This is a genomic window from Francisella sp. 19S2-4, assembly GCF_036281795.1.
In the GTDB taxonomy this organism is placed as follows: Bacteria; Pseudomonadota; Gammaproteobacteria; order Francisellales; family Francisellaceae; genus Francisella.
Genome location: NZ_JAWUZH010000017.1, coordinates 1 through 26,037, shown reverse-complemented (window position 1 = coordinate 26,037; position 26,037 = coordinate 1). Strand labels below are relative to the sequence as shown.

Sequence of the window (26,037 nt, the reverse complement as noted above, 5' to 3'; positions counted from 1 at the left end):
AACCTAAAATTATATTCCTATAGAAATCTTTTCTAATTTCTTCTTTTTACCATAAACAAAATTAGTCATAGCTCTAGAAACAGTAACTGATGTAAACATAGATGTAACAATACCTATCATCAATGTAATAGCAAATCCCTTAACTGCTCCCGTACCTATAAAGAAAAGTATAACTGCAACAATTAATGTAGTAATGTTAGAGTCAACAATCGTTGTAAATGCTTTTTCATATCCTATATGAATAGCACTTTGACGTGGCATACCTGCACGAATCTCTTCTCTAATTCTTTCAAAAATTAAAACGTTACCATCAATTGACATACCAAGGTTAAGTACTATACCTGCTATACCTGGTAGTGTTAATGTCGCACCAGGAATAATAGACATAACAGCTACAATAAGTATCAAGTTCATAATTAGAGCAACGTTTGCAATAATACCAAATACTCGATAGTAAGCTAAGATAAATACAACAACAGCTAAAAGAGCTACCACTATAGATAGCATACCTTTTTCAATATTGTCTTTACCTAAACTAGGACCTATCTGCTGCTCTTGAACTATATGAACAGGAACCTGTAATGAGCCAGACTTAATCATTAGCGCAAGATTATTTGCTTCTTTCTGATTTAATCCAGTAATTTGAAAATGTGAACCAAGTGCTGACTGAATAGTAGCTACATTTATTAACTTCTCAGTTTTGTTAACTACATTTCTCTCTTTGCCATCTTTTTCTTTAACTTTTTCATAAGTAGTATTTACAAGCATTACACCCATAGGGTTGCCAACATTTTTACCAGTTATCTTTCTAAAACTACTAGCAGCCCCTCTACTTAGTTCAACCATAACTATTGGTGTACCTGTTTGACGATCTACTGAAGGACTCGCTCCAATAATATCAGCTCCACCTGCTACTGCTGCACCTTTTAAACTATAGTAACTTTGGTATCCTCTACCATTATCTAAAGCATAAACTTTATAGCCTTGCTCTTCTGTAGCTAACCTATCTGTCACAGGGCTAACTAAGTAGAAGCTTGCTGTAGATGTACCACCCAAGATCTGCTTAGCCTGAGTAGCATCTTGCATACCAGGGATTTCAATAACTACACGATTCTCACCAGCCTGAGCAACTGAAGCTTCTGCAACACCTAACGCATTAATACGATTACGCATTACTGTTACAACTTGAGATATAGCCCCTTGTTTAAGCTGAAGAAGTTTTGCACTATTATAAGTTACAAATACAGTATTACCTGTACTTGTATATGCTATATTAGGATCTTGATTTTTTGTAAAATCAGAACTTAAATAATGTTTAAGCTTAGTAACATCTGCTGAATTATCTAAAGTTACCGATACATATCCATTAGCAACATAATCTTGAGGTGCTTTAACACTAGATTTTTCATCTGCTTTAGTTGAGCTAGCTACGCCTATATTATTATCTTTAGCTGCTGCTAAAATAACATTCAATGTATTATCTAACTGTGCATTTATTGCTGTTTTTGTATCAGCCTCTAGCATTAGATACATACCACCTCTTAGATCCAACCCTAAATTCATAGGGTTAGCTCCTAATGCTGATAACCAACCAGGAGAATTAGAAAGCATATTCATCGCAATAATATAATTATTATTTAAGCTTCCTTTTAGTATTCTCTTAGCTTTAAGCTGCTCTTCTACATCTTTAAATGTAATTGAGATATTATCTTTATGATCCGTTATATATGCTTTCTCATAAACAACATTATTTTTATCTAAAGTATTTTCAAGCTTAACTAATAACTGCGTACTAACATCACCATCTTTTTGTGATATTTGTAAAGCTGGACTTTTGCCAAAAATATTAGGCACTGCATAGAATACAGCTAATGCTAAAATAACTACTATTAAAAGATTTTTCCATAAAGGAAATTGATTTATAGGAAGACTTTTATTATTACTCATTGAAAAAAAATCCCTTTGTAAAAAAAGAAAAAGTTAAAAGATTTCTAGAATGGCGATTATGCCTTAGTAGCGCCTTTTGGTAAAATATTTGCTACTGCACTTCTTTGAACTTTTATAGTAACATTTTCTGCTACTTCTAAATCTACAAAAGTATCATCAATCTTAGTTATTTTACCTATCATACCGCCACTTGTTACAACTTCGTCACCCTTAGATAGCTCTGATAACATCTTACGTAAGTCTTTATTTTTCTTTTGTTGAGGTCTAATAAGTAAAAACCAGAATATTGCAAAAAATACTACTAACATTAAGATTGAGCTCAATGGACTTCCTGCTGAAGCCTCACTGCCTGCTGCAAAAGAGCTTGAAGTAAATAACATAACAGCCGCTAACGATAATAATATTTTGTTCATCTTTTCTCCCAGAAAATTTAGTTTTTTATTTTTAAACAGATGAATTCTACATTAGTAACACTGTATTATCAATGGATATTTTTTTGCTAAACTACCAGGTGACTATAATATAAAACATCTTTATTCTATATAGAGCTTTTATTAATTTTTATCTAGTATTTGAAACTATAGGGAGTATTCTTTTGCAAAAATTAAAACTTAAGAACTACATAAGTTATGGAATGGGCGACATATTCGGTGGTGGTGCTTTTGCTCTTATAGGTACTTTCTTTATGATTTTCCTAACAAACAATGTTGGCTTATCTCCTGTATTAGCTGGATTACTATTTGGTTTAGGTAGATTTTGGATGGCTATCACAGATCCATTTTTTGGTAACTTATCAGATAAAACAAACTCTCGCTTTGGTAGAAGACGTATTTTCTTTCTCATAGGTATAATACCTATTATAATTACATTTATCCCAATGTGGATGACCCCACTAAAAGTAGGTGTTAATGGTGTCACTGATACACAAGCTTTTATATATTATCTAGTAATGTACTGTATATTTGACGTTGTGTACTCTATGGTTATCACACCATATGCTGCATTAATTGCAGATATGACTCACGAATACAAGGAACGTGTTCGACTATCTGCTTTTAGAATGGGGTTTTCACAATTTTCATCAATACTAGCAACATCTGTAGCTCCAATAATACTAGCTGCTTATACATATAGTGACAAAGCCTATGTCGTTATGGCTACAGTATTCTCAATACTATATGCAGTGGTTTGGATTGCAGTATTTTTAGGAACTAAAGAGATAACCACAAATACTGAAGTAACAAAAAAAGAAAGAGAATCTTTTATATCAAAACTAACTGCTCTACTATCTTCATTTGCATCAGCATTTAAAAATAAATCTTTTCGTGCACAATTAGGCTTATATCTAGCAGCATTTACTGCTTTAGACTTTTTGATGACACTGAGTGTATACTTTATTAAAACATACCTTGAAAGTCCTCAACTGGTATCTTATATAAGTACTATGTGGATTGCTCAAATCTGTGTTTTACCAATATATGTCTTTATTGCTAACAAGTTTAGTAAAGCAACTAGTTATCGTATTGGAGCAACAATCTGGGTTTTATCAATGCTAGGATTATTGATACTAAACCAAACAAATGCATCTGCATTAACTGTTTCTATAGGATTTATCCTAATTGGAATTGGTCTTTCACCATGTTATATGATACCTATGGCTATGCTTAGTTTTGTTACAGAAGTAGATGTATTACTTAGCAAACAAAGAAGAACCGGTGTTTATGCTGGGGCAATGTCTTCTGCACGTAAAATTTCTCAAGGACTTATTGTTTTACCATTTATTGGTTTAATTTTGCAGCTAATTGGCTATAACTCCCACTTAGCTCACCAGTCAGCAAGCACACTCACATCATTGAGGTACGTTTTTATATTTATACCTACAGTGCTGATACTTATAGGCATATATTTCTCAACTAGATTTAAAATAACACCGAAAAACCTCGAAATAATCAAAGGTGAAATTTCTAGATTAGAAAATGGTGGCTCTAAAGACGAAGTAAATGAAGATGTCAGAATCATATGTGAAAACTTGACAGGTTCAAAATACAAAAACTTATATAAATAGGAGATATAAAGAATGTTACAAATTAATCATAGCAGTAATCAGCTAGAAATAATCTACAACAATAGAATATTACTAAAACACAGCGCTGAGAAACCTGCTTTCTTTATTGGTAAGGGTCAAGACTCAATGGAAATGTATCGCGGTAACTTTGACATATCTGACTATGTTATAGAAAGATTACCTTTAATGGATGTTACCTCAAAAAGCAGCAACTCATTTGAATTTTCATACAATGGTAAGCCCGCATTGATTGTATCTCTTAACAGCAAAGATGATCAACTTAAAATATCTTTCGAGACTACAGATAGCTCATTTAATCGCTTTTGGATAAGAGTTAATGCTGATGCTAACGAAAAAGTATATGGTTGTGGAGAACAGCTTTCATATTTTAATCTTAGAGGTAGAAACTTCCCGCTTTGGACATCTGAACCTGGTGTTGGTCGTGACAAGAGCACTCTTGTTACATGGATGGCTGATGTTAAAGATAAAGCTGGAGGAGATTACTACAACACTAACTACCCTCAATCGACTTTCGTTTCTACACACAAATACTTCTGTCATATGGATAGTACAGCCTACATGGATTTTAACTTCAAAAATGACAATTTCCATGAGTTAGAATGTTGGGAGATCCCTCAAAATATTGTATTTAGAACAGCTAATAACTATATTTCTCTATTAGAGAAACTAACTGAGTTTTTTGGTAGACAACCAGAGCTTCCAGAGTGGGTTTATAATGGTCTAATCGTAGGTCTACAAAATGGCACAAAAATAGTTTTAGGAAAAACTAACGATGTAATTAATAAAGGTGTAAAAATAGCAGGCATTTGGGCTCAAGATTGGCAGGGAAAAAGAGTTACGAGCTTTGGAAAACGACTAAATTGGAACTGGCAATGGGATAAAGAAATGTATCCAAACTTGGATAAAGAAATCCCTAAGCTTAAAGAACGAGGTATTAAATTCTTAGGTTACATTAACCCATATCTTGTAAAAGGTTATCCTCTATATAACGAAGCTTTTGAACTAGACTACTTCGCCAAATCAAAAGATGGTGGAGAATACCTGGTAGATTTTGGTGAATTCTATTGTGGTGTTGTAGATCTAACAAATCCCGAAGCTTTCGAATGGTACAAAAATAGAGTAATCAAAAAAGAAATGATTGATTTTGGTCTAGATGGCTGGATGGCAGATTTTGGTGAATATCTACCTGTAGACTGTACGCTATATAGTGGCATAGATGCAAAAAAAGCACATTAATGACTGGCCAAGACTTTGGGCTAAAGCAAACTATGAAGCAATTAAAGAAACTGGTAAGCTTGGTGAAATCATGTTCTTCATGCGTGCTGGATTTAATGGTTTCCAACCATACAACACTCTTTTGTGGGCTGGTGATCAATGTGTTGATTTTAGTCTACATGATGGTCTTGCTTCTGTTGTACCAGCAGCATTATCCGCTGGTATGAGCGGTATGGGATTACATCATAGTGATATTGGTGGTTACACATCTCTACATGGTTTAAAAAGAACTAAAGAGTTGTTTATGCGTTGGAGTGATATGGCAGCATTCACTTGTATTATGAGAACACATGAAGGTAATAGACCTGATGAAAACTTCCAATTTGAAAAAGATGATGAAGCTATAGCTCACCTAGCAAAAATGGTTAAGACATATACAACTCTTAAGCCTTACATCAAATCATTAGTAAATGAAAATCATGAAAAAGGAATACCTGTTCAACGTCCTTTATTTATTCATTATGAAAATGATGAAAATTGTTACGATATACAATATCAATACCTACTAGGTGAAGATCTGTTAGTGGCTCCAGTTCATAAAGAAGGTGTTACAGATTGGAATGTATACTTACCAAAAGGTGATAATTGGATACACATCTACTCAGATAAAGAATATAAAGGTGGTCAAAATGTAACTGTATAAGCAAAAATTGGCTATCCTCCAGTATTCTATAAAGAAGGTTCTGCTCATAGTGAACTTTTTGCATCACTTAAAGATATTAAATAATACTTTCAATAATTATAAATATAATCATACACGACTATGTATCTTAACTTAATTTTAAGAAGGAGCAAGTATTTTTAAGAAAGATACATAAATGGCTATAAAATATTATCATTTATGAAAAGTGTGAAAGAATTTATTTTACTACGATATATTTTTCTTATTAATTGCTTGATAGGAACTCTTCAGCTGTAACAACTTTAGAGATATGAGCTAGGCTTTCAAGACTCTTGTTATGACCTTCTTCAGTACCTGCATTACATGCATCCGAAATAACTGTTATATTATAGTCTCTATCATGCAACTCTCTTACTGAAGACTCAATAACATGCTCAGTAGACACTCCAAAAACTATAATATTCTCAATCTTATTCGCTCTTAAAATAGCTTCACAATCTGTAGCATATACAAAACTAATTCTATGCTTAGTTATAACTATATCATGATCTTGAACATCTATATCTTTATGAAATTCTGTAGCCCATGTGCCAAGCTGAAGTACTTTATATTCTGGTGCTTGACCAAAGATAGGCGAATTTCTTGGACATTCATGATAGTCCTTGCTAAAACCTACTTTAACATGCGCAACTTTAATATCATTTCTACGAGCCCATGCTATAATCTTATTAGCATTTTCTATTGTATGACAGTTTTTAACTCTCTCCGCATTAAATGCTCCAAAAGCACCCTTCTCATCAACAATCTCATTGATAAAATCAGCAGCAATAACTATTGTATTTTTCATTTTAAATTCTCCTTTATTTTATTATTATTTTTTCTTTATGACTGAAAATATGCTAGTAGCACAAACAATCAATATACCTAATACCTCAACTAAGTTTAACCCTTTATTGTATACACATGCATCAAGAATCGCAGCAACAACTACCGAAAAATACATTCCCGGAGCCACAAAAGATGGATCTGCTGTGTATTTAAAAGATTTAACTCTAAAAAGTTGAGCACTTACACCAAATATTACAGCTGCAATTCCTGCCCAAATTAATGGAGCATTAGTGAAACCATAATGAATTCCTGCAAATGTAATATGAGTAAATGGCAAACCAATCAACATAAGAATACTTATAAAAGTAAATATCCATAGGTTCATTGTAAATAAATTTTCCTTCTGGCTTGCTGTATGTAACACAACTTGTGAACCAGCATTTAGGACTCCTGCAACTAGAGCACTTAAAGCCCATATATCAGCATGACCTCCAGACCCACTTCCTAAAATCAAGTAAATCCCAAAAAAACTTATTACTAGTAATATCCATGTACTTACACCTATCTTCGCCTTATGGAAAATCCATCTAATAATTGGTATAAATAATGGACTAGTATTAAATAATAATATCGGCAATAGCAATGATGAACTATACAAACCTAAAAATAAAAAATATTGTGCTGTAATACTTAAGATAACCCTGATAAAAATAGGTTTCCATTCAAGAGGACGAATTCTACCATATGATGAAATACTTACAATCCACCACATCAATATAGCACTGCCTACAAAAAATACTAGCATCACCGCATATATAGAACAGCTTGACATCATAAACTTAGTTGCATATCCCACAAAAGCAATAGAAGTTGCTGACAGAAGCATTAAAAACATAGCAAAACTATCTTGCATCAATCTCATGACACGATACTCCGTTTATAAAACAATAATCTAATGATAAACTATTGCTATTAGAAGTAAAACGTTTTAAACTTACCTTAAAGTAAGAAAAACTTACATTACAATGATAAAGAAAAATGATTTACCTCCTTTAAATTCTCTAGTTGTTTTTGTTGCAGTAGTAAAATGCGCAAGTTACTCTAAAGCAGCTGAAGAGTTATGCATGACACACTCTGCAGTTAGTCAATCTATTAAAAAACTTGAATCTTTTTTAAATAAACGTTTATTTATAACAAGTAAAAAAAATGTAGTAATAACAGAATTAGCTATGAGCTACTATAATTACATTGATACTTTTATTAACAACATATATGATGTCTCAAAGAGGTTTAGACAAACAGAAAACCAAACCTTTTCCTTAAATTGTATGTCGACACTTTCTGCGAATTGGATTATACCTAAATTTGATCAGTTTATCGAACAGTTCAAAAAATTTAATATTCAACTTACATCACTTGGACGCAGAGTTAATTTTGATTACGATGATATTGATCTAAGTATTGAATATGGTAACGAAAGTAAATTTATAGATAATTATAAGAAAAAAATTACAGATGGTGAATTAGTTCTTGTTTTTAATAACAAAGATAAAAGCTTATCCTGTAAAGACATCATAGCTAATAATAGACTCATCTACATCGATGAAAAAATGAGGATGAATGACTATTATGAATGGTGCCAATATAACAACATAAATCCAGACATTACTAATAAAATAGTCTTGAAATCTTCTATACAAGCAATACAAGCATGCATAGCAGGTATTGGATATTTTATAACAGAAAAACTCTTAGTTGATGAATATATTAAGAATGACGTTCTATATAAACCAGATCAACTAAACTGTCCAGTATCAAAAGCATATTACTTAATATCTAAAGAGTCAGATTCTGAAATATTTGAAGAAGTATATAAAAACCTATTATTAACCTATGATATATAAATCATAACTATTTATAATTCTCTAGAAACTCTTTTCTAAACTCTTCAAACTTACCTTCTTCTAAAGCTTTACGAATATTTTTCATAAGGTTTTGATAGTAAGTCAAATTATGAATCGTATTTAATCTTGAGCCTAAAATCTCTTTGGTTTTATCAAGATGATGAAGATAGCTTTTACTAAAGTTTTTACAAGTATAGCAATCACAATTAGGATCTAATGGAGAAGTATCTTCTTTATGCTTAGAATTTCTAATTTTAATAACACCTTCAGATGTAAAGATATGACCATTTCTAGCATTTCTAGAAGGCATAACACAATCAAACATATCTATACCACGATATACAGCCTCAACTAAATCTTTTGGCGTACCAACACCCATAAGATATCTTGGTTTATTTTCAGGCATTTGATGAGCAGTATGATCTAATATTCTAATCATATCTTCTTTTGGCTCTCCTACAGATAAACCTCCAATCGCAAAGCCATCAAAATCAATTTCTTTTAATGCTCTCAAAGACTCATCTCTTAAGTGCTCATACATCCCACCTTGGATAATACCAAACAATGCCGATGGGTTATCTCCATGCGCATCTTTAGATCTTTTTGCCCAACGCATTGATAATTCCATAGAATCTTTTGCTTCTTTTTCAGTCGCTGGATATGGTGTACACTCATCAAAACACATTACAATATCAGAGCCTAAATCTCTTTGAACCTGCATAGATATCTCTGGAGATAAAAATACTTTTGAACCATTAATTGGCGATTTAAAAGTTACACCTTCTTCAGTAAGCTTACGCATCTTGCCTAAACTAAATACTTGAAATCCTCCAGAGTCTGTCAAAATAGGCTTATCCCAACCATTAAAGCCATGTAAAGAACCATGTTTTTTAATAATATCAGTACCTGGACGCAACCATAAATGAAAAGTATTTCCCAAAATAACTTCCGCACCCATTTCTTTAAGCTCAACAGGAGATAATGATTTCACAGCTCCATAAGTCCCTACTGGCATAAACGCAGGAGTCTGAATATCTCCTCTAGGAAAGCTTATCTTTCCTCTTCTTGCTTTGCCTTCTTTTTTAATTAAATCGAATTTCATTACAGTCATAAAACCAAACCTTTTGAAATAAAAATTGATAAATATATTTTTTTAAGCTACTAATCGTATAATAAAGCAACAAAAATAGCTAGCCAAGATATTGCCGAGATAGTATTATCTTTTATAATAATTTAAATAATTTTTAAAAAAAATAAAAATAGAGGAAAGTTATGAGCTTTTTAAACTTTAGTGTTCTAATATTTGCATACTTATTAGGATCGATAAATAGTGCAATTATAGTTTGTTATATTTTTAGGTTACCATCGCCAAGAAGTGTTGGTTCTGGTAATCCTGGCACAACGAATGTCTTAAGAATTGGCGGCAAAGTTCCTGCAATAATTACATTAGCTTTTGATATTCTAAAAGGTTTAATTCCGGTAGTTATTGCAAAAATCCTAACAGGTAGCGAATTTATTGCAGCATGCACAGCTTTATATGCTATCTTAGGCCATGTTTTTCCTATATTTTTTGGCTTCAAAGGAGGCAAAGGTGTCGCAACACTTATAGGCACACTATTTGGCTTTAGCTGGATATTAGGATTAGTATTTGTAATAACATGGTTATGCGTAGCTATAATAACTCGATACTCTTCATTATCTGCATTATTGGCTACTGTTATAGCAAGTTTCTCTGTAATATTTACATCAGACTTCCAAACAGCCGCTCCTTTTTTAATAATAGCCATTATTATCCTTGTTAAACACAAAGGTAATATTCAAAGATTAATTAATGGGCAAGAAAGTAAAATAGGTGATAAAGCGAAGGCGAAAAATGATAAAAATTAAAAATCTAAAAAAAGAATATCGTACAAATAATATTAGCAATCTTGTTCTTGATAATATTAATCTTGAAATTAAGCAAGGTGAAATATTTGGAATAATTGGTCATAGTGGCGCAGGGAAAAGTTCTCTATTAAGATGTTTAAATCTGCTAGAGCAGCCTACTGATGGATCTATTTTTATAGCAGACGAAAATATAACTAAAAAAAATCCAAAACAATTAAGAGCTTTTCGTAAAAAAGTCTCTATGATATTTCAGCATTTCAATTTACTCTCATCTCGAAATGTTTTTGAAAATATTTCTCTACCTCTTGAAATCCAAGGTATCCCAAAAGCTGAAATAAAAAAAAGAGTTCATGAGCTTTTAGAATTAGTAGAATTACCCAATAAAGCTACCGCTTATCCCAAAGAACTTAGTGGCGGACAAAAACAAAAAGTAGCAATAGCTAGAGCTTTAGCTCTTGACCCATTAGTACTACTATCTGATGAAGCGACTTCTGCACTAGACCCTACATCAACAAAGCAAATATTAGCTTTACTAAAAAGACTAAATAAAGAGTTAGGTTTAACCATAGTCTTAATTACTCATGAGATGGATGTAGTAAGAAGAATTTGTGATAGAGTTGCAATTATAGATAAGGGTCGTATTGCAGAAATGGGAAATACTTTAGATATTTTCTTAGATCCTCAGACAGCTGTAACAAGATCTTTTGTTGAAACTAGTATTCATACTAAAGTGCCTGATTTTATGGCTAAGAAACTTCATGATAACCCTTATAGTAATGATCACACATACCCAGTTGTTCAGCTTACCTTTTACGGAGATAAAGGTAAAATGCCGATAATTGCTGAAATATCTCGCCAATTTAATGCTACAGCAAGTATTATCCAAGCAAATATTGAGACAATTCAAGAACAAATAGTTGGAATTGCAATTTGTCATATTACAGGTGAGCGTCAAGATTGGGAAAATGCTCTAAGATTTCTTTCAAACCAAGATGTTAATTTAAAGGTGCTAGGCTATGCAACAGCAGACAATATTTAGTTTACATGAGTTTAACCAGATAGCCATATCCACATGGGAAACTATTTTTATGGTTTTCATTGCTACTTTAGTAGCTGTTATAGGTGGAATATTATTAGGTATATTACTATATATTACTCAAGATAGTAAAAACATATTAGTTAAAGGATTTAACAAAGGTTTTAGTGCAATAATTAATATTACGAGAAGTATTCCATATATTATTTTACTTATTTTACTTTACCCATTAACAAAGTTAATAGTAGGTACAACTATTGGAACAACAGCATCAATTGTACCACTTGCTATAGCTGCTTTACCATTTTATGCTCGCTTAACTGAATCTGCTCTAAGAGAAGTTGATCACGGTTTAATTGAAGCTGCAAAAGCTATGGGAGCTACTCGAAGCCAAATTATATTTAAAGTATTACTACCAGAATCTAAAAACCTTTTAATTGATGCAGCTTCTTTAACTTGTATATCTTTAATAGGCTTTTCAGCTATGGCTGGTATTGTTGGTGGTGGAGGTCTTGGTGATCTTACATACTTCAAAGGATACAACTATGGCAACTACACATTATTACTTGGTGGTGTAGTAATGCTAGTTATACTGGTACAGCTAACACAATCTTTTGGTAATTATCTACTTGCAGCAAAAAAATTAACATCTCTTTGGATTGTTACAATTATTTTACTAATAGCTAGTGGTACACAACTATACGTAAACGCATCAGCTGCTATAAATCCAAATCAAATAACAATTGGCTATATAACTAGTCCTCCTCAAGATAAAATCATGGAACTTAGTCAAAAGATTGCTAAAGAAAAGTATGGTCTTGATGTTAAGCTAGTTTCATTTGGTGATTATAATCTTCCAAATAGAGCTCTAAATGATAATGAAATCCAAGCTAATGCTTTCCAGCATATACCTTTCTTAGAAAACCAAAATAAGAAATTTGGCTATCATATAGTATCTATTGGAAAAACTTTCCTTTACCCAATGGGTATATATTCGAAAAAATATAAGCATCTTGATGAAGTTCCAGATGGTGCAACTATTGCTATACCTAATGACCCAACAAATCAAGGTCGTGCACTTATGATATTAGAAGATGCTGGATTGATTAAACTTAAGAAAGGCGTCACTTGGAAAGCTACTCCTGATAGTGTAGTTAGTAATCCTAAGCATCTGAAAATTATAGCTTTACAAGCAGATCAGATTCCTAACAATTTAGGGGTTGTAGCTTTAGGTATTATAAATAATGACTATTTATCAAAAGCTGGACTTACACATAAAGATGCGTTATTTGTAGAGCCAACTGATTCTCCATTTACCAATATTATTGCAGCAAATGCAGATCAGAAAAATAACCCTAAGCTTAAAGAATATGTCAAAGCATTCCAAAGCCCTGCTGTTAAAAAATTAGCAGAAAAAGTATATCCAGATGGCGCAGCAATCGCTGGTTGGTAAAAAGTAAAAATTATTGTTTCATAATCTCATATTTATATGTTTTAATTATTCTTAAGTTAAAAAATAAAAGCCTAATTTGTGACAACAAGTATAAACAAGCAAGTTGGATGTATTTTTTTAATAATCGGTACATCTTTAGGTGGTGGTATTCTTGCTATACCAATGATTCTTTCATATTATGGTATTCTTATTGGTTGTATCATAATGTTTCTAATGTGGCTTTTAATGACATATTCAACTCTAGCTGTTGCAGAAGCATGCCTACATTTTGAAAAAGGAATTAGTTATCTAGGTCTTGCTCATAAACTTTTTAAAAAACCAGGGATTATTCTTGTATATATTTGTGCCTTTGGAATTCTCTATGGCATGCTTGCTGCGTATATATCTGCTATAGGAGCATCTTTTGAGAGTTTGTTAAATATTAATTACATAATAATAGAAATATGCTTTGTTATTATCTTTGGAGGCTTTATCTTAAAAGGTACTGGACATGCTGAGTGGTTAAATAGGCTTTTCTTAACTTTAAAACTTATAATCATATTATTTACAATTATCCAACTATTTAAGTCTGTACAGCTAGAAAATTTAGATAAATATGGCTTTAGTAACTTCAAAGAACTAATTATTGCACTGCCTATATTAGCAACAACTTTCTCAGCACATATCATAGTACCTACTGTAGTAAGTTATGTAGGACCTCACTCTAAAGATATTAGACGAATTATCATGATAGCTTCATTTATAATTTTATTAATCTATACTTGTTGGATTATAGCTATCTTTGGTAATATTGCTATTTATGGTAATAAAAATAGTTTTGCTGCGATTCTTAGTGGCTCTTTAAGCTCTGAAGATAGTGTGACTCAACTAATATATATCCTTAAAGCAAATATTAAATCTCATGAAATAATAACATTGATATACAGCTTTATATCAATATCTGTAACTACAGCATTTATTACACTCTCTCTGGCACTAAAAGATCTAATTTTAGACAGATTTAAGATGAATAGCCTATCAAATATAAATAAAAATATACTTCTTGGCTTTTTACTTTTTATCCTACCAATTGCCTTAAACTACTATTTTAAACAGCTTTTTTTAATTGCTCTATCAATTGTAGGACTTTTCTCACTAATCATGCTTGTTTCTTGCCCTTTAAATATGGTTAGAATCCTACGTAATAAAAACTATAACCTAATATACTCTTCAATGAAAAATAGAACTCTTAACACAGCAGCTCTTATTATTGCAATAGTTATCATAATATTCCAAATTATAAGTTATATATTATAGATACTCTTTTTAACCAAAAAAATATAAAATATTAACTTAGGTAAACACAAATGTTAAGGTGATAAAGATGCAACATTCTCAAGGTTTTTTAAAAAAAGTTGATCAAGCAAAAGCAAAGATACAAGAATGTACAGTTGATGACATTTATGAAATGAATAAAAATAACTCTCTTGATGGTATTTTGGTAGATACACGTGAGGAGTCTGAATTTGCAAATGGCTATATCCCAAATGCAATTCATATAAGTAAAGGAATTATTGAAAGTGCTATTGAATCAGCAATACCAAATAAAAATCAGAAAATGTATTTTTACTGTGGTGGTGGCTTTAGATCTGCTTTAGTTGCTGAAGCATTAAAAGAAATGGGATATAACAATGTAATATCTGTCGATGGTGGCTGGAGAGCATGGAATGCTAAAGGATACCCAATTCTTTCACCAAATGAAGCTAGACCTGTAGAATTTTTAAAACTAGTAAATAATGCGAAATCACAAATTAAAGAATGCTCATCTAATGACTTATTTAACAAAATGAACTCGGATAATTTTGATGGAATAATTCTAGATGTAAGAGAAGATTCTGAGTTTAATAGATTTCATATTCAAGGAGCTACTCATCTAAGTAAGGGGCAAATTGAAGTAAAAATCGAAAATCTAGTACCAAACAAAGATCAAAAAATGTACTTATACTGTGGTAGTGGTTTTCGTTCAGCTTTAGCAGCTCTTAGCTTACAGCAAATGGGCTATACTAATGTTGTTTCTGTTGCTGGTGGAATCCAAGGCTGGTTAAATAATAACTATCCTATTACACAAAGTTAAAGTTATGTTTCGAATAGGCCATGGTTACGATGTCCATAAATTTACAGATCAAAAGCAAAATATCATCATTGGCGGTATAGAAATATCCTACCATCTTGGCTTAGAAGCTCATTCTGATGGTGATGTACTTATTCATGCTTTATGTGATGCTGTACTTGGTGCTTTAGGACTTGGAGATATTGGTAGGCACTTTCCTGATACTGATAGCCAATATAAAAATACTGATAGCAAATTTTTCCTAACAGAAATAAAAAAAATGCTAGATGAAAAAAGTTATCATATTGGCAATATCGACTGCACAATAGTTGCTCAAGCTCCAAAAATGCTACCCTATATTGAAACTATGAAATCTTGTTTAGCTAATATCTTAAGTATAGAAATCAATCAGATAAATATCAAAGCTACTACTACTGAAAAATTAGGTTTTGTCGGTAGAAAAGAAGGAATAGCTACTCATGTGGTTTGTTTGATTTGTAAAAATAAATAAAAGGGAGAGACTCCTATGAGCAGAGCTCTTACAAAAATTATAGTTTCTTTAATACTTGGAATAGGTATATCTTTATCAGGATATTTTGTTGCTTCAAGTATTAGACATTTTCATGACTATAGCAAGTTTATTTCGGTTAAGGGACTGTCTGAGAAAAATGTTACTGCTAACAATGCCGTTTGGACTATTAATTATAGTGTCAACTCATCCTCGATAAAAGATCTTTATACTGAACTTCAAAAGTCACAAGATATAATCAAAGATTTTGTAACAAGTAATGGTATATCAACTACTGCAATAACATACGGAGCGATCAACACAAGTAAAAACCAAAATGAGAAAACAAATCTCTATCAATTCAATGCTTATGGAACAATAACTGTAGTTACAAATAAGATTGCTAGTGTTAAAAAATTATCACAAAAGACATTATCTATGATCTCAAAAGGTGTAATAATTACTGATAGTAATGTTGCTTATAACTATACTATTTTGAATACTATAAAACCTGCTATGCTCACAGACGCTATAAAAAATGCTAAAATTGCAGCTGAAAATTTTGCCACTAACTCTAATGTAAAACTAGGCTCTTTAAAAGATGCTACACAAGGCTTATTTACAATCAAAAATAGAGATAATAGCTATGGAGACTCTGATAGTCAAAAAACTATTCGAGTTGTAGTAAATGCTAAATATCTTATAAATGAGTAGTAGCAATTACATAAATGGTAAAAAATCTAAGTAATTTTTATTTTGTATCTTACTCTACTCAAAACATCCTCATTAAGTCTTCTTCTTAATTCTCTCCATTTAGGAATAAATTTACCCATTAATATTTTAAAATCTTCAAAATCTGAATCAAGTTCAGAATGACTGTAGAATATTACCCTATGTTTAAGACAATTTTTCCAAATATTCAATAACCTCTGGCAACTCTGCTTGACAGCAAAAAATTGCCATGTCATTTGCCTCAAGTTTATCTACTATATATTTGACACCTTCAAGCTCACCATGAGAAATATAAGTTTTTGAAATATCAAATCCCTTATCATCAAGATCTTTACGAATTAATAACGGTAACTCCATAGGTTTAGCACCACGTAAATACTTCTCTGTTTCCTTTAAGACAATAAAATCAACATTATGCTTAAGAATAATATCATTTATGCCTGATATTAAATATTTACGATCTCCAGTAGTACCTATCATTAAATAAGTTCTACCTCCTTTATCATATGCTTTCATCATATTCAATAAAGCTTCCATACCAGCTTCATTATGAGCATAATCAACTACTGCCACCTTATTATCCCATTCAAAGATATTTGCTCGACCTCTATTAACCTTAGCATCATTTGAATAACTTTTAAGGCCTTTAGTAATAGTATCTAAATCAACTCCTAGCTTGAATGATAATGAAATAGCAATCATAGCATTTTCTATATTATGCTTAGCAAAACCTTTAACAGTTAATGGAGCATCAGCAACAGCAAGTAGATTTGTCTTAATATCGCCATCAACCCAAACAAAATTACCATTTTCAACAATACAAGCATAATCAGCTTTTGTTAGATAGTATTTCATATCATGAGCTTCAGGATTTTGAGTTACTACTATTTTTGTACAATTAAGCTTCTCGAATCTTTCTTTCATATATGAATTATCAAGATTGATAATAGCATGAGAACCTTCACCCATAGTACGAAAAACAATAGATTTTGCTTCAGCAAGTTCTGCAACAGTCTCAATACCATCTTCACCAAGATGATCCGCTGACACATTCGTTACAGCAGCCGCATTTACAAAACTTTCGATAAGACCTCTTTTTAGAAGTCCTCCTCTAGCAGATTCTAAAAGTGCAACTTCTACTTTCTTATTAGTAAGTACAAACTGATGCCCTGTAGGACCTGAGTAATCACCCTCATCAATCAACTCATCATTTACCTTTACCCAATCAGTAGAAGTATAGCCTGTAAGCTTACCAGCTACTCGACAGATATAATCAGTAAGCCTAATTGTTGTAGTTTTACCATTTGTACCTGTTACTATAATTGCCGGAATATCATATATATCTTGCCATGGAATATCATCGAAAGAATCTTTCTTTAAATCAAACTCATAACACCCTGTTCCAGAACCAATAAAAGCTTTATTCTTATCTCTAAAAGCATTAAAACCTTTTGATTTAGCAAGCTCATAAAGATTACGATAAGTTAAATCTTTATCTTCATCTATTATTGGAATTAGCTCTTTCTTAGCTTCTTCAATAGACTTAAAATTACCGGTTTCAAAACCTTCTCGAGCAGATAGCCAAACAAAATCTATAACATCACATGCAGGCATTGTTATATCAACCGGAGCAGTAAAAGCTAATCTAACTCCATTATTAAAGAATTTATGAGTTATCTTAATTTGCTCCCACCCTAAAGCTGGTAAAAACTTTTCAGCCTCTTGATAGAATAATTTTGTTAATTCTTCTCTATTCTCTACTAGAGGAACATCCAAAACAGTTCCTGTCTCTTTAAAAAATAGATTAGGTCCTACAAGCCTACGTGAATAACCTTCAGGAATCATATTATTTTTCTCCATATACAGACCTAAACTAGTCATTATCCTCTTCTTCATAAACAACTCTTATGCCACTCTCATCAGCAATAATACCAGCTTTTATTACTTCTGATATTTCATGGGATAAGCTAGCATCTTGAGCTATTACAGATGCAGAAAACATTTCTTTCTTTTCAGGTTTTTCATCTTTATCAGACTCTTCATTATCTCTATTAAAGTAAATAATCTGCTTCCAAGTTCTTTTTAGTTTATCTGCAAAAATAACAACCAAATCACCTTCTTCAGCCATAGATAAAGCAGTATCTACAGCTTCTTTTTCACTTTCTATAGTTTTTATATTATCTGCAGATACTCCAGAGTTAATCAGAGATTCTTTAAGTATTCTTGGTACTTCATCAGGAGCTCTACCTCTTAACTCATCATCTCTCTTACAAATAAAATAATCGTAATAAGGAGCAGCTGTAGCAGCTAATTCAACAATATCTTCATCTCTTCTATCACCAGGAGAAGCCAAGACACATATTTTCTTACCAGCAAACTCCATATTATCTATCATTTGACTAACTAGTTTTATCGCTGCTGGATTATGCCCATAATCCATTAATACCTTAAATGGATGCTCTTCAAACCAATTCATACGACCAGGAGCTTGATAGAATGATGTAACAAATGTTCTTAATCCATCTCTAACATCATCTAAACTCATACCCATACTATATGAAATAGCTATAGCAAACATTGCATTTTGAACGTTGTGAATAGCCTTACCTTCCATTGTTGCTGGGATCAAATGAGTCCATAACACAGGAATGTGAATATGATTATCAAAAATTGTAATCATATCACCATTAACACCTTTCTCAATAATACAAGCCTTACCGCCTGCTCGAATATGTTGTTTAACTAATGCATGCTCTGGGTTCATTGTCACATAGAAAATATGCTTAGCTGTAACTTTTGCAGACATTTTTAATACATTAGGATCATCCGCATTTAATACAGCCACATCTTTTGCTGCTTGAACAACTATACTCTTAACTTTTGCCAAGTCATCCAACGTATTGACACCCTTTAAACCAAGATGATCAGAAGCAATATTTAAACATGCACCTACATTACAATAGTCATAGCCCATACCACTTCTAAGTAAGCCGCCTCTTGCCGTTTCTAAAATAGCCATCTCAACGGAAGGATCTTTTAAAACCATTTGTGCCGATGTTGGACCTGTAGTATCACCAGCTACAGTAAGTTTACCATTTATATAAACACCATCCGTAGTTGTCAAACCAACAACTTTACCAGCATTTTTCCACATATGTGCAACCATACGTGAAGTTGTAGTCTTACCATTTGTTCCGGTAATTGCTGCAATAGGGATTCTTGCATTACCAAACTCTTTTGGAATAAGCATATCTATAACAGCGCCAGCAACATCCCTTGGCTTACCTTCACTAGGAGCCACATGCATTCTAAATCCTGGAGCAGCATTACACTCACAAATAGCCCCACCAATATCATGGTATGATTGTGAGATATCATCAATAAGAAAATCAACACCTCCAACATCAAGACCTATTGCTTTAATAGCTCTTTCTGCCATATCTTTATTATCCGGATGTACAATATCTGTAACATCTATCGCAGTACCACCAGTTGATAGGTTTGCTGTAGATCTTAAATAGAAAATTTGACCATCATCTAGAACTGTATTTTCATCATATCCAGCTGCTTTAAGTAAAGTTTTTGCTTGATAATCAAGCTCAAGCTTTGTTAAAACCTTTTCATGCCCAACACCCCTACGAGGATCTTCATTAACAATATCTACTAATTCAGCAATCGTATGTTTACCATCACCTACAACATGACCAGGAACTCTTTTAGCAACAGCTATCAATTTACCATCAACAACTAGCATTCTATGGTCAAACCCTGTAGCAAATTGCTCTAACAATACATAACGAGAAACCTTATTTGCTTCAACAAAAGCTTCTTTGATCTCTTCCATAGTTTTTAGATTTATAGAGATTCCTCTACCATGGTTACCATCTAATGGTTTAACAACTAATGGAAAGCCTAAAATTTTTGCAGCGCGTAAAGCACCTTCTTCTGAAGTAACCATTCTTTGCTTTGGCATAGGAAGTCCTAGACCACTTAAAATAGTATTCGTCTGCTCCTTATCGCATGATAAATCAACCGCTATACTTGTTGTCTTACCTGTAATTGTAGCTCTTATTCTTTGTTGATACTTACCATAACCGAATTGAACCAGAGATTGATCATTTAAACGAAGATATGGAATATCTCTTTTTTTAGCTGCTTCTACTAATGAACCCGTACTTGGACCAAATTCTTTACTTTGAGCAAACTTAATGAATCTTATTTTTTCATATTCAAAATCAAAGTCATCATCATTAAAGCCAACTTCTTTTTTAAGATTCTCTGGTAGTATAGAAAGCAGTAAGTCTTTAGCTAATTCCATTGCTCTAAGACCAACATCTTTTTGCTTATACTCATAGACCATATTATACTGACCAACTTCACCTGTAGATCTTGTACGTCCAAAAGTTACATCACTACCGGCTACACTTTGAAGTTCTAAGATAACATGTTCCCAAATATGTCCCATCCAAGTACCTTCATCCTCTTTAAGTCTACGGATGAAGCCTCCTTGTTCTCTATAAGAACATCCATGTTCTTGAAGTCCTGGCAAACTTTCCACAAGTTTATTTATAAAATCTTCGCCTATTTTAGCTGAAGGCCATTTTTCCAATACTCCAAGATCAATTTCATGTCTTATAACAGGAAAGTTTGCATAAATATTTGGACCAACATAAACATTAGTAGCCAGTATTCTCATTCAGTTCTCCTTAGAGTTCAATATTACACATCAATACTATATACTTCATAATACATAAATTTTTTTTCCAAAAATAGTTAGATTTATATAAAACTTTAAATATTAAGGGTAACTTAATGAAATATGATTTTGGCTTTATTGCTATTGGCGATGAGATAACAGATGGAGATATAACTAACACGAACTCTGGTGTATTTGCAAAACATCTTGTAGCTAAAGATTTTAATGTTGGTTTTCATATCTGTTGTAAAGATGATTCTCAGGATATTATATCTAGCTTAAATTTCCTAAAAAATGATCATAAAAATATTATCACTATAGGCGGCTTAGGCCCAACTGAGGATGATTTAACAACCGAAACAATAGCTTGTTTTTTTAATAAAGATCTTGTACTACATCAAGAGTCTTGGCAAAAACTTGAAAAAAGAATGCTCAAAAAATATGGCAAAATCACTTTAGGTACTGAGAAACAAGCAACTTTCCCAGAGTCTGCAAAGATACTTTTAAATGAAAATGGTACAGCAAATGGTTTTAAGCTTAAATTTGATAATCATAGATTCATCTACGTGTTTCCTGGGCCTCCTAAAGAATGTGTTCCAATGCTTGAAAACCTAAATTTGAATAATAACAAACACAATAAAAAAATCATTCGTAAAATATGGAATGTTTATAATATTGGAGAAAGTTTTTTAGCTGAAAAGCTAGAAACTATAAAAGATGAATATTCTTTTGTCACTTTTAAATATAGAATTACAGACTCCTTCGTAGAGCTTAAATATTTTTATCCAGAAGGATGTCCATATAGCACTGCAATAATGGATAAAGTAGAAGAAATATTAAAAGATTACCTAAATTAAATTCCATTGATTTTTTTATCTATAAACATAGCATCAACACCCCAATTTAGAAGATTTCTAACTTCTTCATCAGTACGTGCAGAATAAACAAAAACTTTACCAAACATTTTTTTGATATAATCTACTCGATCCTTATTTAAACATCCATAATTTATAATCAAAGCAATATAATTATTTTTTATAAAATTCTTATGAACACTATTATTTAAATATTCAAAATCTTTATCCCAATCAGAAACCTCAAAAAGCTTGCCTTTAGTATATATCTTGTCTTGCTCTAAAGCCTTCATTACAATTTCTGAAAAGCTTGATATTAAAATTTTATCTTTTAGTTTCGGATACTTAGTTAAAAACCTTAATGTTGCCAAAACTAAATTAGTACTATAGTTAGTACATGAGTTTGTAACCTTTAACTCTAAATTAGTACAAACATTATTCTTATCAACCCAGTCAAGATATTCTCGTAAAGTCAAAATTCTTGACTTAACTCCTGTTACTGGATGAGTAAGTTCTAATGCTTGTAATTCAAGAATTGTCATTTCCGTAACATTTCTAGTACATCCAGCAAATCTTTGTGGAGTTTTATCATGAAATAAAAATAACTCCCCATCACTACTTATCTGCACATCTGTTTCAAACCAATTAAAACCATGATCTTTAGCATCTTTAAAAGATTCTATTGTATTTTCAATAAAATCTATATTATTCCCTCGATGGGAAATGAATTTATCAATCTTCATAAATTTTCATATAATTAATAACAATCGCGATTATACATCAAATATAATATTTTAATAAAAGCTTTTTTTATCAAAGACATTTGTTTTTCTAAAAAAATATTTATCATGCTATAATTTTCACAATAATATATTTTATTTTGTATTAATGATTAATAACCCTAATATTGATAAAAAGTTAGCATCGTTATTATTGCATCGTAAGCTAATTACAAAACAACAACTTGAAGAAATTAGTTTAGATAGTTCCTTAGTTAAAGTAGGATTTCTGAACTATATAATTGAAAATGAGTTTGTTAATAGCAGAGATTTCATGATTGAGTCTGCTAGTTTGCTTCGCTTACAATATATTGATTTAGCTGCAATCAGCATAAAATTTATACCTCAAAAGTTTTTTGATGTTGATTTTTGTAGAAAAAATCTCTGCCTACCTCTATATATTAAAAAAGATACTGTTTATATAGCTATAGCCAATCCTATAGAAAGTCAGCAAATACTAAAAAAATTACGTAATAAATATGATTGCCCTTTTGTAGCTATTGTTGGAGAGCTTAATCTACTTAAAGAAAAAATTGAAGAATATGAGCAATTTTTAAAAGATGAGGGTCAAAAAGATGATGATTCCAAGTTTAGTGGCCAAATGGAAGATACTGAGCTTGATATTGACTTCGTCGAAGAGGGAGAGAGAGAAGGCGATTCAATAATTGGCAGTGGCGAAGATGAAGAGGCTCCTATTATTAGGTTTATCAATAATACAATTGTTGATGCAATCCAAAAAGGTGCTTCTGATATACATTTTGAACCATATGAAAAAAACTTTCGCATACGCTATAGAATAGATGGTCTATTAATTGAAACATTTAATACCACAAAAAATCTTGGCCCTAAAGTTGTTTCTAGACTTAAAATTATGTCTAGTTTAGACATTGCAGAAAAAAGAATTCCTCAGGATGGTAAATTTAAAATATCATTATCACGTGAAAAAGCCATAGATTTTCGTGTAAGTACATGTCCAATTAGTTTTGGTGAAAAAGTTGTACTGCGTATTATTGATGCTAGCTCAACACAAATACCTATTGAACAATTAGGTTTTTCTGAACATCAAAAACAAACTTATCTAAAGTATATCCAGCAACCACAAGGAATGGTGCTTGTAACAGGTCCTACAGGTTCTGGTAAAACAGTAACACTATATACTGGAATCAATATTTTAAATAAGCCTGAGAAAAACATTTCAACTGCGGAAGATCCTGTTGAGCTTGTTGTAAAAGGTATTAACCAGGTTAATGTAAATAATAAACAAGGCTTAACTTTCGCCGCAGCTCTGAAATCCTTCCTACGTCAAGATCCAGATATAATCATGGTGGGGGAGATCAGGGATATTGAAACTGGATCTATAGCTATCAAGGCTTCACAAACTGGTCACTTAGTAATGTCTACACTACATACAAACAGTGCGCCAGAGACACTCAATAGACTAGTTGATATGGGCTTACCTAGATATAACATTGCGACATCTGTTACTTTAATTATAGCTCAACGTCTAACTCGTAAATTATGTCCAAAGTGTAAATTAAAAGATACAGATACCAACTTCTCTCTACTTGTTGAAGATAGTGGTTTAAATGATGATATTATAAAAAAATGTTTTGAAACCACATTTGAAAATGTAAAAAATGCCACTATATATAAACCTAACCCTAAGGGTTGTCCTAGATGCTTTAAAGGATATAAAGGAAGACTTGGTTTATATGAAGTAATGCCTGTATCTAGAGAAATATCTAAAATGATATTAGAAGATAAAAACACAATGGAAATTGCACAACAAGCTCAAAAAGAATGTGTTGCTACAGTTAGACAATCTGCTCTTGTAAGAGTAGCTGAAGGGCTAACATCAATGGAAGAAGCATACAGAGTAAGTTAAAGGAAAATATTATTATGTTATTTGGTAAAAAAAATAAAGAAGCTATTACTATTACATCATGGAAATATAAGGCTAAACTAAAAAGTGGTAAAACTACTAAAGGAGAGATAGATGCTGATACTAAAGAAAAAGCTGAAATTCAATTAAGGCAAAAAGGTTACTCTAATATAAGTGTCAAAAAGCTTCCTAAAGACTTATTACCTAAAAAAATTTCTTACCAAGATATAACAGATATGACTAGACAGCTTGCAACTATGACAAAAGCTGGAATACCTATAATTAAATCATTTGAAGTTTTTATTATGGGAGTTAAAAAACACCCTCGTTTAAAAGCATTAGCATTACAATTAAAACTATCAATTGAAGGTGGAGAATCTCTTTCAAAAGCATTATCGCACTTTCCAAAAATTTTTGATAAATTATATATAGGTCTTATAACTGCTGGGGAAGAGTCTGGTAATCTTGATTTGATGCTTAATAAAATTGCAGAGCAACGAGAAGCATTACAAAGTATTAAGAAAAAAGTAAAAAAGGCCCTATCTTATCCAATTATCGTTTGTATAATTGCAGCGGGTGTGACGGGTATCCTACTAACCTTTGCTGTACCTGCTTTCTCAGCAATGTTTATCAACTCAGGTAAACCTCTTCCTGCAATTACCCAATTAACAGTAAATGCATCTAATTTTATGCAAAACTCTTGGTGGAAAATTCTCTTATTTATATTTATCTTCGTTACAGCATTTAAATCTTTAAAATTTAAATATCCTAAAATTCAGATCGCTCAAGATCATTTTATGCTTAAAATACCTATTATTGGTGAAGTCATTTTTAAATCTGCTTTAGCTAGATTTGCTAGTACATTAGAAATTACTGTGCAATCAGGAATGAGTTTAACAAGAGCATTAGACATGGTAGCACTAGCAACAGGTAATGCTAAATATGACCAAGCAGCTGTAGATATTAAAAAGAGTATTACTGAAGGAGCTTCATTTAAAGAAGCTATCGTAGAGACTGGAAACTTTCCATTTCTAGTTGAGCAAATGGTCGCTGTTGGTGAAGAGTCAGGAGCCCTAGAAACAATGCTTGGAAACTTAAATAGAGTTTATCAAGAAGAGGTTGATACTCTAGTAGGAAGCTTAAGCTCTATGCTAGAGCCTATAATTATGATAGTTCTTGGTGGTGTAGTTGGTTTCCTAGTTGTAAGTATGTATATGCCTATGTTTCAAATGGGTGATGCTATATAAATTATCAAAGTCTTTTATTTTAATATTTATCTTAAGCTACTTTTTTATAAAATTTTCTGAACTATATACTTTGCTATATTAATCTTACTTGTTTCTCTAACCTTTCTATCTATTATAGATCTTTACTAGTTTACATAGAAAAGACTGTTGAATAAATCTTTCAATTTCTATGAATAGGAATATTTTTGCTATTTTTAGTAAAAACTTAGCCT

At 31.8% G+C, this 26,037-nt stretch carries 22 protein-coding genes; 14 read left to right on the top strand and 8 right to left on the bottom strand.

Annotated elements, in window-relative coordinates; genetic code table 11:
* Positions 1–9: 9 nt before the first annotated feature.
* On the bottom strand, positions 10–1,947 hold the full coding sequence (secD, locus tag R8535_RS05250) for a protein translocase subunit SecD (RefSeq protein WP_329497153.1): 1,938 nt from the start codon (positions 1,945–1,947) through the stop codon (positions 10–12).
* Between the two features lie 56 nt (positions 1,948–2,003).
* Positions 2,004–2,360, bottom strand: coding sequence for a preprotein translocase subunit YajC (yajC, locus tag R8535_RS05245; protein WP_329497155.1), 357 nt, complete (start codon positions 2,358–2,360; stop codon positions 2,004–2,006).
* A 182-nt stretch (positions 2,361–2,542) separates the two neighbouring features.
* Between yajC and R8535_RS05240 the strand changes: the two genes are divergently transcribed.
* From R8535_RS05240 to R8535_RS05230, 3 genes are read left to right on the top strand one after another with little or no spacing between them, the layout of a single operon-like run.
* Positions 2,543–4,012 (top strand): MFS transporter, encoded by a 1,470-nt coding sequence (locus R8535_RS05240; protein WP_329497157.1) that lies wholly within the window; start codon positions 2,543–2,545, stop codon positions 4,010–4,012.
* Between the two features lie 12 nt (positions 4,013–4,024).
* Positions 4,025–5,269 carry an alpha-glucosidase gene (locus R8535_RS05235; RefSeq protein ID WP_329497159.1) on the top strand — a complete coding sequence of 415 codons (1,245 nt, stop codon included), beginning with the start codon at positions 4,025–4,027 and terminating at the stop codon, positions 5,267–5,269.
* Positions 5,250–5,951 carry a TIM-barrel domain-containing protein gene (locus R8535_RS05230; protein WP_329497161.1) on the top strand — a complete coding sequence of 234 codons (702 nt, stop codon included), beginning with the start codon at positions 5,250–5,252 and terminating at the stop codon, positions 5,949–5,951. The genes R8535_RS05235 and R8535_RS05230 overlap by 20 nt, the downstream gene beginning before the upstream one ends.
* Positions 5,952–6,195: 244 nt before the next feature.
* Here R8535_RS05230 and R8535_RS05225 read toward each other — a convergent pair whose 3' ends face one another.
* Positions 6,196–6,777, bottom strand: coding sequence for a cysteine hydrolase family protein (locus tag R8535_RS05225; RefSeq protein WP_329497163.1), 582 nt, complete (start codon positions 6,775–6,777; stop codon positions 6,196–6,198).
* Between the two features lie 24 nt (positions 6,778–6,801).
* The gene (locus R8535_RS05220; protein WP_329497164.1) at positions 6,802–7,680 is read right to left on the bottom strand and encodes a DMT family transporter; all 879 of its coding nucleotides are present in this window, start codon (positions 7,678–7,680) and stop codon (positions 6,802–6,804) included.
* 103 nt (positions 7,681–7,783) lie between these two features.
* Between R8535_RS05220 and R8535_RS05215 the strand changes: the two genes are divergently transcribed.
* Complete coding sequence (locus R8535_RS05215; RefSeq protein WP_329497165.1) at positions 7,784–8,662, top strand: LysR family transcriptional regulator; 879 nt, start codon at positions 7,784–7,786, stop codon at positions 8,660–8,662.
* 7 nt (positions 8,663–8,669) lie between these two features.
* Here R8535_RS05215 and tgt read toward each other — a convergent pair whose 3' ends face one another.
* Entirely contained in the window at positions 8,670–9,773 is a 1,104-nt protein-coding gene (gene tgt / locus R8535_RS05210) for a tRNA guanosine(34) transglycosylase Tgt (protein WP_329497166.1), read from the bottom strand.
* Between the two features lie 161 nt (positions 9,774–9,934).
* Between tgt and plsY the strand changes: the two genes are divergently transcribed.
* From plsY to R8535_RS05175, 7 genes are all read left to right on the top strand, one after another.
* Entirely contained in the window at positions 9,935–10,549 is a 615-nt protein-coding gene (gene plsY, locus R8535_RS05205) for a glycerol-3-phosphate 1-O-acyltransferase PlsY (RefSeq protein WP_329497168.1), read from the top strand.
* The gene (locus tag R8535_RS05200) at positions 10,536–11,588 is read left to right on the top strand and encodes a methionine ABC transporter ATP-binding protein (RefSeq protein WP_329497170.1); all 1,053 of its coding nucleotides are present in this window, start codon (positions 10,536–10,538) and stop codon (positions 11,586–11,588) included. The genes plsY and R8535_RS05200 overlap by 14 nt, the downstream gene beginning before the upstream one ends.
* Positions 11,566–13,038 (top strand): MetQ/NlpA family ABC transporter substrate-binding protein, encoded by a 1,473-nt coding sequence (locus R8535_RS05195; protein ID WP_329497171.1) that lies wholly within the window; start codon positions 11,566–11,568, stop codon positions 13,036–13,038. Before R8535_RS05200 ends, R8535_RS05195 begins: the two co-directional genes overlap by 23 nt.
* A gap of 78 nt (positions 13,039–13,116) precedes the next feature.
* A complete protein-coding gene (locus tag R8535_RS05190; RefSeq protein WP_329497173.1) occupies positions 13,117–14,334 on the top strand; it encodes an aromatic amino acid transport family protein in 1,218 nt (405 codons plus the stop codon).
* Between the two features lie 67 nt (positions 14,335–14,401).
* Positions 14,402–15,151, top strand: a complete 750-nt coding sequence (locus tag R8535_RS05185; RefSeq protein ID WP_329497175.1) for a rhodanese-like domain-containing protein — start codon at positions 14,402–14,404, stop codon at positions 15,149–15,151.
* A 4-nt stretch (positions 15,152–15,155) separates the two neighbouring features.
* Positions 15,156–15,638, top strand: a complete 483-nt coding sequence (ispF, locus tag R8535_RS05180; RefSeq protein ID WP_329497177.1) for a 2-C-methyl-D-erythritol 2,4-cyclodiphosphate synthase — start codon at positions 15,156–15,158, stop codon at positions 15,636–15,638.
* Between the two features lie 15 nt (positions 15,639–15,653).
* Positions 15,654–16,349: an SIMPL domain-containing protein gene (locus tag R8535_RS05175; protein WP_329497179.1), complete on the top strand. Its 696-nt coding sequence runs from the start codon at positions 15,654–15,656 to the stop codon at positions 16,347–16,349.
* A gap of 183 nt (positions 16,350–16,532) precedes the next feature.
* Here R8535_RS05175 and R8535_RS05170 read toward each other — a convergent pair whose 3' ends face one another.
* The gene (locus R8535_RS05170) at positions 16,533–18,212 is read right to left on the bottom strand and encodes a Mur ligase family protein (RefSeq protein WP_329497192.1); all 1,680 of its coding nucleotides are present in this window, start codon (positions 18,210–18,212) and stop codon (positions 16,533–16,535) included.
* Positions 18,213–18,240: 28 nt separating this feature from the next.
* Complete coding sequence (gene cphA, locus R8535_RS05165) at positions 18,241–21,063, bottom strand: cyanophycin synthetase (protein ID WP_329497181.1); 2,823 nt, start codon at positions 21,061–21,063, stop codon at positions 18,241–18,243.
* Positions 21,064–21,179: 116 nt separating this feature from the next.
* On the opposite strand from cphA, the gene R8535_RS05160 reads away from it, so the two are divergent.
* On the top strand, positions 21,180–21,920 hold the full coding sequence (locus R8535_RS05160; protein WP_329497183.1) for a competence/damage-inducible protein A: 741 nt from the start codon (positions 21,180–21,182) through the stop codon (positions 21,918–21,920).
* On the opposite strand, the gene R8535_RS05155 is transcribed toward R8535_RS05160, so the two are convergent.
* Positions 21,917–22,660, bottom strand: coding sequence for a glycerophosphodiester phosphodiesterase family protein (locus R8535_RS05155; protein ID WP_329497185.1), 744 nt, complete (start codon positions 22,658–22,660; stop codon positions 21,917–21,919). The two genes, R8535_RS05160 and R8535_RS05155, sit on opposite strands and share 4 nt — an antisense overlap.
* 145 nt (positions 22,661–22,805) lie before the next feature.
* Between R8535_RS05155 and pilB the strand changes: the two genes are divergently transcribed.
* A complete protein-coding gene (gene pilB, locus R8535_RS05150; protein ID WP_329497187.1) occupies positions 22,806–24,581 on the top strand; it encodes a type IV-A pilus assembly ATPase PilB in 1,776 nt (591 codons plus the stop codon).
* 14 nt (positions 24,582–24,595) lie between these two features.
* Positions 24,596–25,825, top strand: coding sequence for a type II secretion system F family protein (locus R8535_RS05145; protein WP_329497190.1), 1,230 nt, complete (start codon positions 24,596–24,598; stop codon positions 25,823–25,825).
* The last annotated feature ends 212 nt before the right edge of the window (positions 25,826–26,037 follow it).

Bases quoted from the DNA above. Each gene is read 5' to 3' on its own strand.
- tgt (WP_329497166.1), bottom strand. From the start codon at position 9,773: ATGACTGTAATGAAATTCGATTTAATTAAAAAAGAAGGCAAAGCAAGA.
- R8535_RS05215 (WP_329497165.1), top strand. From the start codon at position 7,784: ATGATAAAGAAAAATGATTTACCTCCTTTAAATTCTCTAGTTGTTTTT.
- R8535_RS05200 (WP_329497170.1), top strand. From the start codon at position 10,536: ATGATAAAAATTAAAAATCTAAAAAAAGAATATCGTACAAATAATATT.
- R8535_RS05185 (WP_329497175.1), top strand. From the start codon at position 14,402: ATGCAACATTCTCAAGGTTTTTTAAAAAAAGTTGATCAAGCAAAAGCA.
- plsY (WP_329497168.1), top strand. From the start codon at position 9,935: ATGAGCTTTTTAAACTTTAGTGTTCTAATATTTGCATACTTATTAGGA.
- R8535_RS05155 (WP_329497185.1), bottom strand. From the start codon at position 22,660: ATGAAGATTGATAAATTCATTTCCCATCGAGGGAATAATATAGATTTT.
- ispF (WP_329497177.1), top strand. From the start codon at position 15,156: ATGTTTCGAATAGGCCATGGTTACGATGTCCATAAATTTACAGATCAA.
- pilB (WP_329497187.1), top strand. From the start codon at position 22,806: ATGATTAATAACCCTAATATTGATAAAAAGTTAGCATCGTTATTATTG.
- cphA (WP_329497181.1), bottom strand. From the start codon at position 21,063: ATGAGAATACTGGCTACTAATGTTTATGTTGGTCCAAATATTTATGCA.
- R8535_RS05170 (WP_329497192.1), bottom strand. From the start codon at position 18,212: ATGATTCCTGAAGGTTATTCACGTAGGCTTGTAGGACCTAATCTATTT.
- yajC (WP_329497155.1), bottom strand. From the start codon at position 2,360: ATGAACAAAATATTATTATCGTTAGCGGCTGTTATGTTATTTACTTCA.
- R8535_RS05220 (WP_329497164.1), bottom strand. From the start codon at position 7,680: ATGAGATTGATGCAAGATAGTTTTGCTATGTTTTTAATGCTTCTGTCA.
- R8535_RS05235 (WP_329497159.1), top strand. From the start codon at position 4,025: ATGTTACAAATTAATCATAGCAGTAATCAGCTAGAAATAATCTACAAC.
- R8535_RS05145 (WP_329497190.1), top strand. From the start codon at position 24,596: ATGTTATTTGGTAAAAAAAATAAAGAAGCTATTACTATTACATCATGG.
- R8535_RS05160 (WP_329497183.1), top strand. From the start codon at position 21,180: ATGAAATATGATTTTGGCTTTATTGCTATTGGCGATGAGATAACAGAT.
- R8535_RS05225 (WP_329497163.1), bottom strand. From the start codon at position 6,777: ATGAAAAATACAATAGTTATTGCTGCTGATTTTATCAATGAGATTGTT.
- R8535_RS05195 (WP_329497171.1), top strand. From the start codon at position 11,566: ATGCAACAGCAGACAATATTTAGTTTACATGAGTTTAACCAGATAGCC.
- R8535_RS05175 (WP_329497179.1), top strand. From the start codon at position 15,654: ATGAGCAGAGCTCTTACAAAAATTATAGTTTCTTTAATACTTGGAATA.
- secD (WP_329497153.1), bottom strand. From the start codon at position 1,947: ATGAGTAATAATAAAAGTCTTCCTATAAATCAATTTCCTTTATGGAAA.
- R8535_RS05230 (WP_329497161.1), top strand. From the start codon at position 5,250: ATGCAAAAAAAGCACATTAATGACTGGCCAAGACTTTGGGCTAAAGCA.